Genomic DNA, 13347 nt, shown 5'->3' on the forward strand with positions numbered 1-13347 from the left:
ACCTGCATCAAGGCTGCAGTTCGCCACCCGTTCGCTTCACGCCGTGCGGCTGCCGTAAACGCCCGTGTTAAAATGCCGGGTTTCCGTTGTAGCGCCGCGGCAGGCGACCACGGTTCCGTCAAACGAAAATTTCTAACAGGAGAGTCCCCATGCGTGATGAGCTCGGCTGCCTCGATCACTTCAAGGCCAACGGCAAGGAATACGCCTTCTACAGTCTGCCCAGACTGGAAAAAAAGCACCAGAACGTCAGCAAACTGCCCTATTCACTTCGCATTCTGCTGGAGAACCTGGTGCGCTTCGAGGACGGCAGCAACATCACCGCCGATGACGTCGCCGCCCTGGCCGACTGGGACCCCAAGGCCGAGCCGAGCAAGGAAATCTCGTTCACGCCCGCGCGCGTCGTGCTCCAGGACTTCACCGGCGTACCCGCCATCGTCGACCTGGCCGCCATGCGCGAAGCCATGAAAGCGCTCGGTGGCAAGGCCGACCGCATCAACCCGCTGTCGCCTGCCGAACTGGTCATCGACCACTCCGTGCAGGTCGACAGCTACGGCCAGGCTGACTCGCTCGACCTGAACAATCAGATCGAATTCAAGCGCAACCAGGAGCGCTACGCGTTTCTGCGCTGGGGCCAGGGCGCCTTCGACAACTTCAAGGTGGTGCCGCCCAACACCGGCATTGTCCACCAGGTCAACCTGGAGCACCTCTCCCGCGTCGTCTTCGACGGCGAGGTCGACGGCCAGCCCATGGCCTGGCCCGACACTCTGGTCGGCACCGACTCGCACACCACGATGATCAACGGCTTGGGAATTCTCGGCTGGGGCGTGGGCGGCATCGAGGCCGAGGCGGCGATGCTGGGTCAGCCCATTTCCATGCTGATCCCTCAGGTCGTCGGCTTCAAACTCAACGGCAGGCTGCCCGAAGGCACCACGGCCACCGACCTGGTGCTGACCATCACCGACATGCTGCGCCAGAAAGGCGTGGTGGGCAAATTCGTCGAATTCTTCGGCGACGGCTTGAGCCACCTGCCATTGGCCGACCGCGCCACCATCGGCAACATGTCTCCTGAGTTCGGCTCGACCTGCGCCATCTTCCCGATCGACGAGGAAACCATTCGCTACCTCAAGCTTTCCGGCCGCAGCGACGAGCGCGTCGAGCTGGTGCGCGCCTATGCCCAGGCTCAGGGCCTGTGGCGCAATGACGGCGACGCCGATCCGGTCTACACCGACGTGCTCGAACTCGATCTGGACGATGTGGTGCCCAGCCTGGCCGGCCCCAAGCGCCCGCAGGATCGCGTGCTGCTGAGCAAGTCAAAGAATACCTTCCTCAAGCAGCTCGCGGAGATGACAAAGGACCGCGACAACGACCGCGATCGCGCACTGGAGCGCTTTGCCGGCGAAGGCGGCGGTACCGCCGTGGGCGCCACCGACGTGCCCGGCACCGCCGAGGTCACTTACAAGGGCGAAACCTTCGCCCTGAACGACGGCGCGATCGTGATCGCTGCCATCACCTCCTGCACCAACACCTCCAACCCGGCGGTGATGCTCGGTTCGGCCATCCTGGCGCGCAACGCCCGCGCGAAGGGCCTCAACGTCAAGCCCTGGGTCAAGACCTCGCTGGCGCCGGGCTCGCGGGTGGTCACCGACTACCTGGAGAAATCCGGACTCGACAAGGATCTCGAAGCGCTGGGCTTCTACACCGTCGGCTACGGCTGCACCACCTGCATCGGCAACTCCGGCCCACTGCCCGAGCCGATCGAGGAGGCCGTCAAGGAACACGAAATCGTGGCCTGCTCGGTGCTTTCGGGCAACCGCAACTTCGAGGGCCGCATTCACCCCGAAGTCAAGATGAACTACCTGGCCTCGCCGCCGCTGGTGGTGGCCTACGCCATTGCCGGGCGCATGGACGCCGACCTGGTCAACGACCCGCTGGGCGAAGACCCCGAAGGCAACCCGGTCTATCTCAAGGACATCTGGCCCGACGCCCACGAAATTCAGGATTTCATCCGCGATAACGTCACCTCCGAGATGTTCTCCAAGAACTACAAGAGCGTGTTCGAAGGCGACGAGCTGTGGAACAGCATGGACACGCCTACCGGCGAGATGTTCGAGTGGGATGAAGATTCGACCTACGTGCGCAACCCGCCGTTCTTCGAAGGCATGGGCATGGAGCCCGAGCCGATCGGCGACATCACCGGCGCGCGCGTGCTGGCCAAGCTGGGTGATTCGGTCACTACCGACCACATCTCCCCGGCCGGCGCGATCAAGCCGGACTCCCCGGCCGGCCGCTACCTGCAGGACAAGGGCATCCAGCCGGCCGACTTCAACTCCTACGGCTCGCGCCGCGGCAACCACGAGGTCATGATGCGCGGCACCTTCGCCAACGTGCGCATCAAGAATCAGATTGCCGAAGGCACCGAAGGCGGCTTCACCACGTATTTCCCCGAAAAGGAAGTCATGCCGATCTACGACGCGGCCATGAAGTACCGCGACGACGCCACGCCGCTGATCGTCATCGCCGGCAAGGAGTACGGCTCCGGCTCCTCGCGCGACTGGGCGGCCAAGGGCACGCGCCTGCTCGGCATCAAGGCCGTGATCGCCGAAAGCTACGAGCGCATCCACCGCTCCAACCTCATCGGCATGGGCGTGCTGCCGCTGACCTTCGTCTACGGCGAAAGCGCCGACAGCCTGGGCCTGGACGGCACCGAAACCTTCGACATTACCGGCCTGTCCGACGGCACCGAAAAGGAAGTCGACGTCAAGGCCGCCCACCCGGAAGGCAAGGAGACGACCTTCAAGGCCCGGGTGCGCCTGGAAACGCCAAAGGAAGTCGAGTACTACCGCAACGGCGGCATCCTGCATTACGTGCTGAGGGAGATGGCGAAAGCCGCCTGACTTTCGACCAGGCAATCAGGACAAAGAAAGGCCCGCCCGATCCGGCGGGCCTTTTTTTGTGCTCAACTCATGTCTTATCGAGCAATTCCAACCTGCAGAGCCGACCATCAGTTTTCGAATGTCAGATAGACCGGCAGCTCGTGATTGCGTCGGTGGGCGAAGATGAGCTGGGTTTCGATGTGATCGACTTCCGGGCGTTCGGTGAAGGCTGACAGGGCCAGCTCGCGCAGATGGGCCGAATCGCGCACCGCCACGTGCACCAGGTAGTCGTTGGCGCCGGCGACGTGGAAAATGGTGATGACCTCGGTCACGGTATCGAGGTGGCGCTCGAAGGCTTCAACGTCGGCTCTTGCGTGGCGCAACAGGCGTACCGCCACCATCGCTTGCAGACCGATTCCCAGTGGTTCGGGATCGACATCGGCGTGATATCCGGTCAGCACCCGCGCCATGCGCAGCCGGCGCACGCGGTCCAGGCAGCTCGATTGCGCCAGGCCGGCCTTCGCGGCCAGCTCCTTGTTCGAGATCCGGGCATTCTTCCGCAGCAGCCGCACGATACGCACATCTTTCGCATCCAATTCAATATTTGAACTCATATTCGCTACTTATTCGTTTTGCACCAGAAAACACGAATATAACGCTAAACTGTGCGCAATTGAACCACTCGGGAATACGTCAATGAGCCACTACAACCACACGCTGGGCGTGCACGCCGGCCGTGAGGATCTGCGTGAGCTGGGCGTCCATGCCCTGCCCGTCGATCTGTCGACAACCTATCCTCTGCAGAATCTGGAAACCGGCACCGCCAGCCTCGATGCTCTGGTTGCCGGCCAGGGAGACGCCGACAACCCCGTATACGCGCGCCTGCTCAACCCGACCGTTGCGCGATTCGAGAAAGCCCTGGCCCGGCTGGAAGACGCCGAAGCCGCCGTGGGTTTTGCCTCCGGCATGGCAGCACTGACCGCCATTGTGCTGGCCACGCAGGAGCGCGGGCGGGAAATCGTCGCGGTGCGTCCGATTTACGGCACCAACGACCACCTGCTCGAAAGCGGACTGCTTGGCAGCCGGGTGAAGTGGACCACCGCCGACAAGGTCGCCGAACGCCTCTCCGAAGAGACCGCTTTTGTCCTCATCGAGACGCCGGCAAACCCGACCCTGGAGCTGGTCGACATTGCCGACGTGGTGCGCCAGGCCGGCGATGTGCCGGTGGTGGTCGACTCCACTTTTGCAACGCCGGTTCTGCAGCAGCCGCTGGCAATGGGCGCGGCGATGGTGCTCCATAGCGCGACCAAGTTTCTTGGCGGACACGGCGACGTGATTGCCGGCGTCGTGGCCTGCAGCGAGTCGATGGCCGCCGGCCTGCGACAGGTTCGTGTGGCCACGGGCGCCCTGATGCACCCCTGGGCCGCCTACCTGCTGCACCGCAGCCTGCCGACGCTGAAGCTGCGCGTCGAACGCGCACAGCACACGGCCGGGGAGCTGGCCGAGCGGCTGGCCGGCCACGCCGACGTAAAACAGGTGTTTTACCCCGGCCGGAACACCTCGGCTCAGCGCGCGCTGCTGGAGCGGCAGATGAGCGGTGGCGGCTGCATTCTTGCCTTCGAGCTGAAGGCCGGCTACCCCGCCGCCGCTGCGGTAATGCAAAACGTATCGCTGATGATGCCGGCCGTCAGCCTCGGCTCGGTGGACACGCTGATTCAGCACCCCGCCGGCCTGACCCATCGCGTCGTTTCCGAACAGGGGCGCGAGTCAGGCGGTATCGGCGAGGGCCTGCTGCGGCTGTCGGTCGGCCTGGAAGAGGCCGACGACCTGTGGACCGACCTGGATCAGGCGCTTACGGCAGCCCGGCGGGCGCCCACTGATCCATCATCTTGCGCTGGGCCGACTCCAGGCGCGTCCCCATCAGCGCCGAAAACCGCCTGAGCAAGGCATAGCCGAACCGCGGCTCACTCTCTGCGCGCTCGAGAATCGCCGGGCCATCAAAATTCAGCACCCGGGTCTCACCCGAGGCCCGGGCGTTGAAATGCCAGCGATAGGGCTCGATAAGCCAGGACCAGCCGAAGTACTTGCCTGTTCCCAGGCGGGCGATTTCCAGGCTCGGTCCGGTCAGAGCCGGCACCTCGACCACCAGTTCGCCTTCCAGAACCAGAAAGAAGCGATCGGCTTCGTCGCCGTGCTTGACGACGAGTTGACCATCATCAAACGCCGTTTCCCTGGCATGCTGGGCCAGCCAGTCACGATGCTCGGCTTCCAGATCATGGAAAAAATCAGACTGCTCGAGGTGTTTCGCGATATCGCGTGCTTGCATGAGACCACTCCGTTGTAGCGATTGTCTACTCTACCCTTTCAAGTCTGGCGACAACGCCACTGGGCGTCAATTCCATCAGGCTGCGCATCCTGAGCCGCCACGGCACTGGCCCGCAACGATGACAGGCCGGCGCCTTTCTGCCAGAATAGCGCGCTTGCAGGCAGGCATGGGCTGACTCCGGCCCGGCGCCTGGCCGCCCGCCTTCAAGGGAGATCGGGGACCATGCCCAAAACGCTGAAGATGCCGCACACGCTGGTGCTGATGTTCATCATGATGATCGTCGCCCTGGCGCTGACCTGGGTGCTGCCGGCCGGCAGCTTCGAGACGCTCACCAACGAGCAGGGCCGCGAGGTGGTGCAGCCCGGCACATTCGACCTGATCGAAGAAGGCGGCCGGCTCTCGCCCTGGGAGCTGTTCACCGCCGTGCCCCGGGCAATGGCCGATGTGCAGGGCATCATATTCTTCGTGCTGATCATCGGTGGTGCGCTGGCGGTCATCCGTCACACCGGTGCCATCGAGGCATTCCTGGGCACGATCATCCGTCGGGTCGGCGACAGCGCCTTCTGGCTGATTTCCCTGGGTGTGTTCCTGTTTGCCGCCGCCTCGGCCACGCTGGGCATGGCCGAGGAGTACATCCCCCTGGCCGCCATTCTCATCTCACTCTGCGTAGCCATGCGAATGGACACGGTCGCCGCCATCGGCATCATGGTCGTCGGCTACTGCGTCGGCTACGGCGCTACCCTGATGAACCCCTTCACACTCATCATCGCCCAGGATATCGCCGAGCTGCAGCCTGCCTCGGGGATGGGCTACCGCGCCGTCATCTTCTGGCCGTTTCTGGCCATCGGCATTCACCACGTCTGGGCCTATGCGCGCAAGGTTCAGCAGGATCCGGAAGCCAGCCTGGTTTACGGCATCGAATCGGCCCAGCCGCCCGATGAGGAAGAGCTGCCGGCCATGACCGGACGGCGCGTCGCAATTCTGGTGGCCACCCTGGCCGCGCTTGCTGTGCTCGTCTACGGCATCATCGGCCACGATTGGTATCTGATCGAGCTTGGCGCGATGTTCATCGCCCTGTCGATAGTCGTCGCCCTGATCGCGGGGATGTCGTTCGACGAGCTGGCAAAAAGGTTTTCTCTGGGCGCCTCGGAGCTGGCCGGCACCGCGATCCTCATCGGCTTTGCCCGTTCGATCGCGCTGATCCTGGAAGACGGCCAGGTACTGCATACCATCGTCAACGGCCTGGCCAGCCCGCTGATCGACCTGCCCGCCGAGCTGTCGGCCGTCGGCATGCTCGGCATCCAGTCGCTGATGAACATCTTCGTGTCCTCGGGCAGCGGACAGGCCTACCTGACCATGCCGCTGATGGCGCCGATCGGCGATCTGGTGGGCATCAGCCGACAGGTGTCGGTGCTGGCCTACCAGTTCGGCGACGGCTTCATGAACATGATCGTACCGACCAACCCGGTACTGATGGGCATCATCGGCCTGGCGGGCATTCCCTACGAACGCTGGTTTCGCTTCGTGTTTCCGCTGATTCTCAAGCTGCTGGCGGCTGCGGCCGTCGCCATGGTCATCGCGGTGATGATTGGATATAACTAAGGGAGGATAGTGGGAAGTGTTTAAGTGTTTAAGTGTTAAGTGTGAAGTGTGAAGTGTAAAAAGATGGCCTGCTGAGCAGGGTTTCAAGCTGTTGCCTCAAACCTCACACCTCACACCTTCCCCTGCCATTTTTCCCTTCACACTTCACACTTCACACTTCACACTTCACACTTCACACTTAACACTTCACACTTAACGACTTATCAGTCGACGTAAAGCGAGCTGACCGACTCGCCTTCGGCCATGCGGCGCATGGTCTCGGCCAGCATCTGGGCTACCGAAAGCTGGCGAATGCGGCCGGTATCACGGGCGGCGTCGCTCAGGGGGATGGTGTCGGTAACCACGATCTCATCAAGGCTCGAGTTGTTGATGTTGTCAATTGCCTTGCCCGACAACACCGGATGGACGCAGTAGGCCACGACTTTCACCGCGCCTTTTTCCTTGAGCGCGCCGGCGGCTGAACAGAGCGTGCCGGCGGTATCAATCATGTCGTCGACGAGCACGCAGATCTTGCCGTCGACATCACCGATGAGGTTCATCACCGTCGCTTCGTTGGCATGCGGCCTGCGCTTGTCGATGATGGCCAGCTCGCAATCCAGACGCTTGGCGATGGCGCGGGCGCGCACGACGCCGCCCACGTCAGGCGAGACGACGATGATTTCCTCTGAGGTGTAGTGCTTCCAGATGTCGGCCAGGGTCAGCGGCGAGGCGTAGACGTTGTCTACCGGCACGTCGAAAAAACCCTGAATCTGATCGGCGTGCAGGTCGACGGTGACCACGCGGTCGGTGCCGGCCGTGGAAATCATGCGCGCGGCCACTTTGGCTGTAATGGGTACGCGCGAGGAACGCGGGCGGCGATCCTGGCGGGCATAGCCAAAATAGGGAATGATCGTCGTCACCCGGTAGGCCGAAGCGCGCTTGAGGGCGTCGATCATGACCAGCAGCTCCATGAAGTTCTCTGCTGCTGGCTGGCAGGTTGGCTGAACCAGGTAGATATCGCGGCCGCGAACATTTTCCATGATCTCGACCATGACTTCCCCGTCGCTGAAGCGCCCGACGTTGGCGCGCCCCATCGGCACACCCAGGTTTTCAGCGATGGCCTGGGCAAGCTCCGGGTTCGCATTCCCGGCAAATACCATCAGCGATGGATGACTCAAGAAAACACCCTTCTTGATTGCGGCTGAAAAATGGCAGGGACGGCAGGACTCGAACCTGCGAATGCGGGGATCAAAACCCCGTGCCTTAACCAGCTTGGCGACGTCCCTGCAAGGTGAAACCTTTTGCGCCGACGCACTGCGTGAGTGTCATCGATCGCTGCGGTCGTCATTATAACGATTTTTCGCTGCGCTTCGACCCCCACGTGCCGGCGCAAAATCCTGGCGCCGGAAAAACGTCCGTAGCGGCTGTCATTCCGGGCCTTCGAACTGCCACTCGCCAATCACTATCCTGACGCGATAGTCGCCCGAGTGCGCCTCCAGACGGGTGGGCAGAAGCCTGGCGTCGATTTGCTCGAAGCGCTGATATTCGAGCGTCCAGTCCGCCCCGGTCACGCCCTGAAGGGTACCGTCGTCGGCAAAGCGGACGTCACCGCCTCCGGGCGGCACCAGGCCGCGAATCCACCAGGCCAGTGCAGCCACCGGAATCGGCCAGCCAACGGCCTGCTCGACCAGCGGATCGGGTGTTGCGCCCGCCAGTTGCCCCACATCGCTGCCCTTCAGCCTGGCGCCTTGCGGGGCGAACCACAGCCGCCACTGACGGCCGCCAGCCGTGGTGCGCAGGTGAATCCGGTGCGCGTCGCCCTCGGCCTGCCAACTGAAGCCGAGCGAGCCGCCACGCCGACCATCGTAGAGCCCGACCCGGCCAGAAATATGCCAGTTGGGATGTTCGGCAAACCATGCCTCGCGCTCCGCCAGCCAGGCACCGGCCGGGCGCGGCTCACGCGTGGCGCAGGCACTCAGCAACAGGCACAGGCCGAGCAGCGCCGAAAGGCGCAGGCAATACGCGCTGTGGGCTGTCACTGCAGACGATCCAGACGCTCGAGCGTGGCGCGCAGATAGCCATCGTCGGGATGCCTGGCCAGCGCATGCTCGCTCAAGCGTCCGGCTTCTTCACCGTGCCCGGTCTGATCGAGCACCTCAATCAGATGCGCCATGATTTCCGCATCGGGGCTGCCTTCCAGCGCCCGGCGAAGATAATCGAGAGCTTCTTCACCACGTCCCAGCTTGTAGAGCACCCAGCCCATCGAGTCGAGGGTCGCAACATCGTCGGGGTCGAGCTCCAGCGCTCGCTTGATCAGGCGATAGGCCTCCTGGTGCCGATCGGTCTGATCGGTCAGCGTGTAGCCAAGCGCATTCAACGCCATCGCATGATCCGAGTCCATCTGGATGACCCGGCGCAAATCCTGCTCGGCAAGATCGACATCGCCGGCGGTTGCCGCGCTGAGCGCACGCGCGTACAGCAGGTCGGTGTTGCTCGCGTTGTCCATCAGTGGCTTGCGCAACATGGCAATCGCGTCTTCGGCTCGACCGTTGCTGCGCAGCATTTCCGCCTCGATCAGCCAGGTATCGAGCACCAGGTCATGCTCAGCACCTTCACGCAGCTCGGCAAGCAGCGCCCGGCCGGCGTCAACCCGCCCGAGCCGGCCCAGGGTGACGGCGCGGCGAAGCAGCGACTCCTGCTTGCGCGCCGGGTCGGACACACGTTCGTACCAGTTCAGTGCGGCCTGATCGTGGCCCATCAGCTCGGCCAGGCGGGCCACCAGAAATGCATGGCTGTCGCCCCACTCCGACTCGGGCAGATCGCGCAGGCGCTGCCACGCAGCTTCGGCCCGGGCTTCGTGTCCCAGCTGGGTCAGATACACACCCAGGGTATACAGCGTGCCGGTGCTGTCGGGCAATTCTTCCAAGAGCTCCACCGCTTCATCCTGGCGTTCGAGCTGTCGCAGCACTTCAGCTTCTGCCAGCGCCAGAGAAAAGTCTTCGGGATGGCTGACCCGCGCCTGTCGATACAGCTTCAGGGCCTGTTCGAAATCGTCGCTGTCAACCGCCAGCTCGGCCGCCCAGATCAGATGATCGATCTGGCCGCTGGCCTCGGCGGCCTCCAGCGCTTCGGCAAATGCAACGCCTGGCTCGCCCAGCCGCCGGTGGAGAATGCTGCGGGCGTGGGCCAGTTCACCTACCGGCGCCTGCTCGCCGCGCGCGCGCTGCAGGCGGTCGAACACTGCCCCGGCCGCCTCGGCATTACCGGTTGCCGCCAGCAGCATGGCCGCGCGACGCCACCAATCCGGCGACTCGGCCGAATGCTCCCGATCGAGCCACTCGGTCATGGCGGCCATCGCTTCGTCCGGCTGAGAGCGGTTGACCCGCGCTATAATACGCACGTGGTGGGCGGAATCGGCATCGTCATCCAGCGCCAGCCAGCGCTCGGCGGCCGCGCTCGCTATCGACCAGCTGTCGAGCTGCACGGCCAGGCGGGTGACCATCCGGGCCACCTCGGGGTCGCTGGAAGCGCGTGCCGCTGCCAGGTACTCCTCGAGCGCCGATGCATACTCGCCCACGTCAACCAGACGCTCGGCGGTGGCGATATGAAACATCGCTTCCGCCGACGGCGACGCCGCAGCGTCGAGGTCGTCATCTCCGTCCTGCTCCGGGCTCATGCTGGCGCAGGCTCCGAGCAACAGGCACAGGCTGCCGGCCAGCAAGGTCAGCTTGCACTGCCGAGCGGCGAGTAGGAAAATTGTCAGTTTGTCCATGAACCGGTCCTGCATGTCGCTTTTCACCCTGGGAATCAGCCACCAGACTGCGCCGATCAGCATCCGCGAACGAGTGGCTTTCGCGGCCGAAGCGCTGCCCGAGGCGCTGGCCTCGCTTTCGGCAGTGCCCGGTGTGGAGGGCTGCAGTATCCTGAGCACCTGCAACCGAACCGAGCTCTATATCTCGTCGCAACAGGCTATCACGCGCAGCGTAACGGATTGGTTACACCAATGGCACGGGCTTGCGCCCGGCCAGTTCCGCGAACACATCTATCAGCTTGAACACGCCGCCTGTACCTACCACCTGATCAAGGTCATTTCCGGCATGGACTCGATGATCATCGGCGAGCCGCAGGTCGGCGGGCAGGCCAAACAAGCGTGGCAGCAGGCGCAGAGCGCCAGAACACTGGACAGCAGGCTCGATCGCATGTTCCAGCACGCTTTCGCCGCGTCCAAGCGCGTACGCAGTGAAACCGGCATCGGGCGCGATCCGGTCACCCTGCCCTTCGCCGCAATGCGCCTGGCCCGACAGATTTTCGGCAGCCTGGATTCCCTGCGAGTCCTGTTGATTGGCGCCGGCGAGATGATCGAGGACTGCGCCACGCATTTCCATGCCAGCGGACTGAATGCGCTCACCATCGCCAACCGCAGCGCCGAACGGGCCAGCGACCTGGCCGAACGTTTCGAGGCGCGGGCCGCTGCGCTCGACGAGCTGCCCGAGCTGCTGGCCGAAAGTGACCTGATCATCGCCTGCACCGGCAGCCCCCGAGCCATCATCGACCGACCGATGTTTCGCGAGGCGCTGCGCGCCAGACGCCAGCAGCCGATGTTTGCGCTCGATTTGTCGGTGCCGCGAAACATCAGCGCTGACAGCGCCAGCCTGAACGATCTGTATCTGTATACCATCGATGACCTGCGCGCGATCGTGGAGTCGGCTCAGCAGCAACGGCAGCAGGCGCTTCAGGAGGCCAACGCCATTGTCGAGTCGGAAGTGGCCACCTTCGAGCGCTGGCTGCGGCTGCAGGGCACTTCAACCACGCTCCGGAATCTGCGTCAGCGGGCACAGGGCGAGCGCGACCAGCTGCTCGAGCGCGCACAACGGGAACTTCAGCGCGGCGCAGATCCCGAAGCGGTCATGCGCAAGCTGTCGCACCGGCTGGTCAACCGCCTGCTGCACGGACCGAGCATTCGCATCAGACAGGCGGCTGAAGCCGGCGACGAAGACTTGCTGGCCGCCGCACGCTTCTATTTCACGGACGACGATCAATGAACCAAGGCATGCGTCAGCGACTCGCCGAGGCCGGGGAGCGCTTTGAAGAGGTCGAGCAGCTCCTCGCCAGCCCCGAAGTGATCGGCGATCGCCACCAGTTCCAGAAGCTCTCGCGCGAGTATGCCGAGCTCGAACCGGTCATCGGGGTCTGGCAGCGCTACCGCAACAACGAATCGGCCATGGAAGAGGCACAGGAGCTGCTCGAGGGCGGCGACGACGAAATGCGCCAGCTGGCGCGCGACGAGCTCGATTCTCTGGCAGCAGAAACCGCATCGCTCGAGCAGCAGCTGCAGCGGCTGCTGCTGCCGCGAGATCCCAACGACGAGCACAACATCTTTCTCGAGGTGCGCGCCGGCACCGGCGGTCAGGAGGCCGGCATCTTCGCCGGCGATCTGCTGCGCATGTACGCGCGCTACGCCGAGCGGCGCGGCTGGCAGGTGGAAATCATGTCGGCCCAGGAGAGCGAGGCCGGCGGCTTCCGGGAAGTGATCGCGCGCATCATCGGCAAGGGCGCCTGGTCGCGGCTGAAGTTCGAGTCAGGCGTGCATCGTGTCCAGCGCGTGCCCGAGACCGAATCCCAGGGCCGGGTTCACACCTCGGCCTGTACTGTCGCCATTCTGCCCGAAACCGACGACATCGAATCGGTCGATATCGACCCCAGCGAGCTGCGCGTCGACACCTATCGCTCCTCCGGCGCCGGTGGTCAGCACGTCAACACCACCGACTCGGCCATTCGCATTACTCACCTGCCGACCGGCATCGTCGTGGAATGCCAGGACGAGCGCTCGCAGCACAAGAATCGTGCGCGCGCCATGAGCCTGCTCAACGCCCGCCTGCTCGAAGCCCAAGTGCAGCAGCAGCGCGACGAACGGGCGGCCGAGCGCAAGCTGCAGGTCGGCTCCGGTGATCGCTCCGAACGTATCCGCACCTACAACTTTCCGCAGGGCCGGGTCACCGATCACCGCATCAACCTGACGGTGTACGACCTGGACAAGATCATCGACGGCGAGCTCGAAAGCGTGATCGCGCCGCTGGTCGAGGCCCATCAGGCGGAACTGCTGGCCGAACTGACCAGTCAAAGCCATTGACATGCACCAGAACGAGCTTGTAATCGACACCAGCGGGCGCGGACTGATCGACATCAGCGACCGCATTGCCGCCGAGGTCACCGCCAGTGGCATCACGACCGGACTGTGCCACGTCTTTCTGAAACATACTTCGGCCTCGCTGCTGATCAACGAAAATGCCGACCCGGACGTTCAGCGCGACCTCGAGACCTTCTTCACCGACCTGGTACCCGACGGCGACGCCCGCTTCCGCCACCGCGCCGAAGGGGACGACGACATGGCCGCCCATGTGCGCCTGGCGCTGACGCATACCGAGCTCACCATCCCGGTCCGCGCGGGCGCGCTGGCGCTGGGCACCTGGCAGGGTATCTTCTTGTGGGAACACCGCTACCGGCCGCATCGGCGCCACATCATGATCACGATCCAGTAGCCAAGCGGAGAACGCAAAACCCTCAGTC

At 63.9% G+C, this 13347-nt stretch carries 11 protein-coding genes and 1 tRNA gene; 6 read left to right on the plus strand and 6 right to left on the minus strand.

Going from position 1 to position 13347, the window contains the following annotated elements; genetic code table 11:
- Nucleotides 1–149 precede the first annotated feature (149 nt).
- Nucleotides 150–2894 (plus strand): aconitate hydratase AcnA, encoded by a 2745-nt coding sequence (acnA, locus tag ACEWQ0_RS04135; protein ID WP_476484604.1) that lies wholly within the window; start codon nt 150–152, stop codon nt 2892–2894.
- A gap of 107 nt (nt 2895–3001) precedes the next feature.
- Here acnA and ACEWQ0_RS04140 read toward each other — a convergent pair whose 3' ends face one another.
- Nucleotides 3002–3487 carry an Lrp/AsnC family transcriptional regulator gene (locus ACEWQ0_RS04140; RefSeq protein ID WP_476484605.1) on the minus strand — a complete coding sequence of 162 codons (486 nt, stop codon included), beginning with the start codon at nt 3485–3487 and terminating at the stop codon, nt 3002–3004.
- Nucleotides 3488–3569: 82 nt separating this feature from the next.
- Between ACEWQ0_RS04140 and ACEWQ0_RS04145 the strand changes: the two genes are divergently transcribed.
- Complete coding sequence (locus tag ACEWQ0_RS04145) at nt 3570–4814, plus strand: trans-sulfuration enzyme family protein (RefSeq protein WP_476484606.1); 1245 nt, start codon at nt 3570–3572, stop codon at nt 4812–4814.
- Here the strand turns inward: ACEWQ0_RS04145 and ACEWQ0_RS04150 are convergent.
- Nucleotides 4726–5199 (minus strand): cyclic nucleotide-binding domain-containing protein, encoded by a 474-nt coding sequence (locus tag ACEWQ0_RS04150; RefSeq protein WP_476484607.1) that lies wholly within the window; start codon nt 5197–5199, stop codon nt 4726–4728. The genes ACEWQ0_RS04145 and ACEWQ0_RS04150 overlap by 89 nt on opposite strands.
- Before the next feature lie 222 nt (nt 5200–5421).
- Here ACEWQ0_RS04150 and ACEWQ0_RS04155 point away from each other — a divergent pair, with 222 nt between their 5' ends.
- Nucleotides 5422–6801: a YfcC family protein gene (locus ACEWQ0_RS04155; RefSeq protein WP_476484608.1), complete on the plus strand. Its 1380-nt coding sequence runs from the start codon at nt 5422–5424 to the stop codon at nt 6799–6801.
- Between the two features lie 203 nt (nt 6802–7004).
- Here the strand turns inward: ACEWQ0_RS04155 and ACEWQ0_RS04160 are convergent, their stop codons facing one another.
- The 4 genes from ACEWQ0_RS04160 to ACEWQ0_RS04175 form a co-directional block, all read right to left on the minus strand.
- Entirely contained in the window at nt 7005–7958 is a 954-nt protein-coding gene (locus ACEWQ0_RS04160) for a ribose-phosphate diphosphokinase (protein WP_476483020.1), read from the minus strand.
- Between the two features lie 31 nt (nt 7959–7989).
- Nucleotides 7990–8066 (minus strand) — tRNA-Gln (locus tag ACEWQ0_RS04165).
- A 141-nt stretch (nt 8067–8207) separates the two neighbouring features.
- The gene (gene lolB, locus ACEWQ0_RS04170; RefSeq protein WP_476483019.1) at nt 8208–8819 is read right to left on the minus strand and encodes a lipoprotein insertase outer membrane protein LolB; all 612 of its coding nucleotides are present in this window, start codon (nt 8817–8819) and stop codon (nt 8208–8210) included.
- Complete coding sequence (locus tag ACEWQ0_RS04175; protein ID WP_476484609.1) at nt 8816–10552, minus strand: tetratricopeptide repeat protein; 1737 nt, start codon at nt 10550–10552, stop codon at nt 8816–8818. The genes lolB and ACEWQ0_RS04175 overlap by 4 nt, the downstream gene beginning before the upstream one ends.
- Nucleotides 10553–10565: 13 nt before the next feature.
- On the opposite strand from ACEWQ0_RS04175, the gene hemA reads away from it, so the two are divergent.
- The 3 genes from hemA to ACEWQ0_RS04190 are packed head-to-tail and all read left to right on the plus strand — an operon-like array spanning nt 10566 to nt 13319.
- Nucleotides 10566–11822, plus strand: a complete 1257-nt coding sequence (gene hemA / locus ACEWQ0_RS04180) for a glutamyl-tRNA reductase (protein ID WP_476483017.1) — start codon at nt 10566–10568, stop codon at nt 11820–11822.
- Nucleotides 11819–12910 (plus strand): peptide chain release factor 1, encoded by a 1092-nt coding sequence (gene prfA / locus ACEWQ0_RS04185; RefSeq protein ID WP_476483016.1) that lies wholly within the window; start codon nt 11819–11821, stop codon nt 12908–12910. The genes hemA and prfA overlap by 4 nt, the downstream gene beginning before the upstream one ends.
- A complete protein-coding gene (locus ACEWQ0_RS04190) occupies nt 12906–13319 on the plus strand; it encodes a secondary thiamine-phosphate synthase enzyme YjbQ (protein ID WP_476483185.1) in 414 nt (137 codons plus the stop codon). The genes prfA and ACEWQ0_RS04190 overlap by 5 nt, the downstream gene beginning before the upstream one ends.
- Nucleotides 13320–13347: the final 28 nt, after the last annotated feature.

The organism is Wenzhouxiangella sp. YN9 (assembly GCF_056324165.1).

What these genes read in the sequence shown, in the direction of transcription:
- acnA (WP_476484604.1), top strand. Translation starts at nt 150, where the DNA reads ATGCGTGATGAGCTCGGCTGCCTCGATCACTTCAAGGCCAACGGCAAG.
- ACEWQ0_RS04140 (WP_476484605.1), bottom strand. Translation starts at nt 3,487, where the DNA reads ATGAGTTCAAATATTGAATTGGATGCGAAAGATGTGCGTATCGTGCGG.
- ACEWQ0_RS04145 (WP_476484606.1), top strand. Translation starts at nt 3,570, where the DNA reads ATGAGCCACTACAACCACACGCTGGGCGTGCACGCCGGCCGTGAGGAT.
- ACEWQ0_RS04150 (WP_476484607.1), bottom strand. Translation starts at nt 5,199, where the DNA reads ATGCAAGCACGCGATATCGCGAAACACCTCGAGCAGTCTGATTTTTTC.
- ACEWQ0_RS04155 (WP_476484608.1), top strand. Translation starts at nt 5,422, where the DNA reads ATGCCCAAAACGCTGAAGATGCCGCACACGCTGGTGCTGATGTTCATC.
- ACEWQ0_RS04175 (WP_476484609.1), bottom strand. Translation starts at nt 10,552, where the DNA reads ATGGACAAACTGACAATTTTCCTACTCGCCGCTCGGCAGTGCAAGCTG.
- hemA (WP_476483017.1), top strand. Translation starts at nt 10,566, where the DNA reads ATGTCGCTTTTCACCCTGGGAATCAGCCACCAGACTGCGCCGATCAGC.
- prfA (WP_476483016.1), top strand. Translation starts at nt 11,819, where the DNA reads ATGAACCAAGGCATGCGTCAGCGACTCGCCGAGGCCGGGGAGCGCTTT.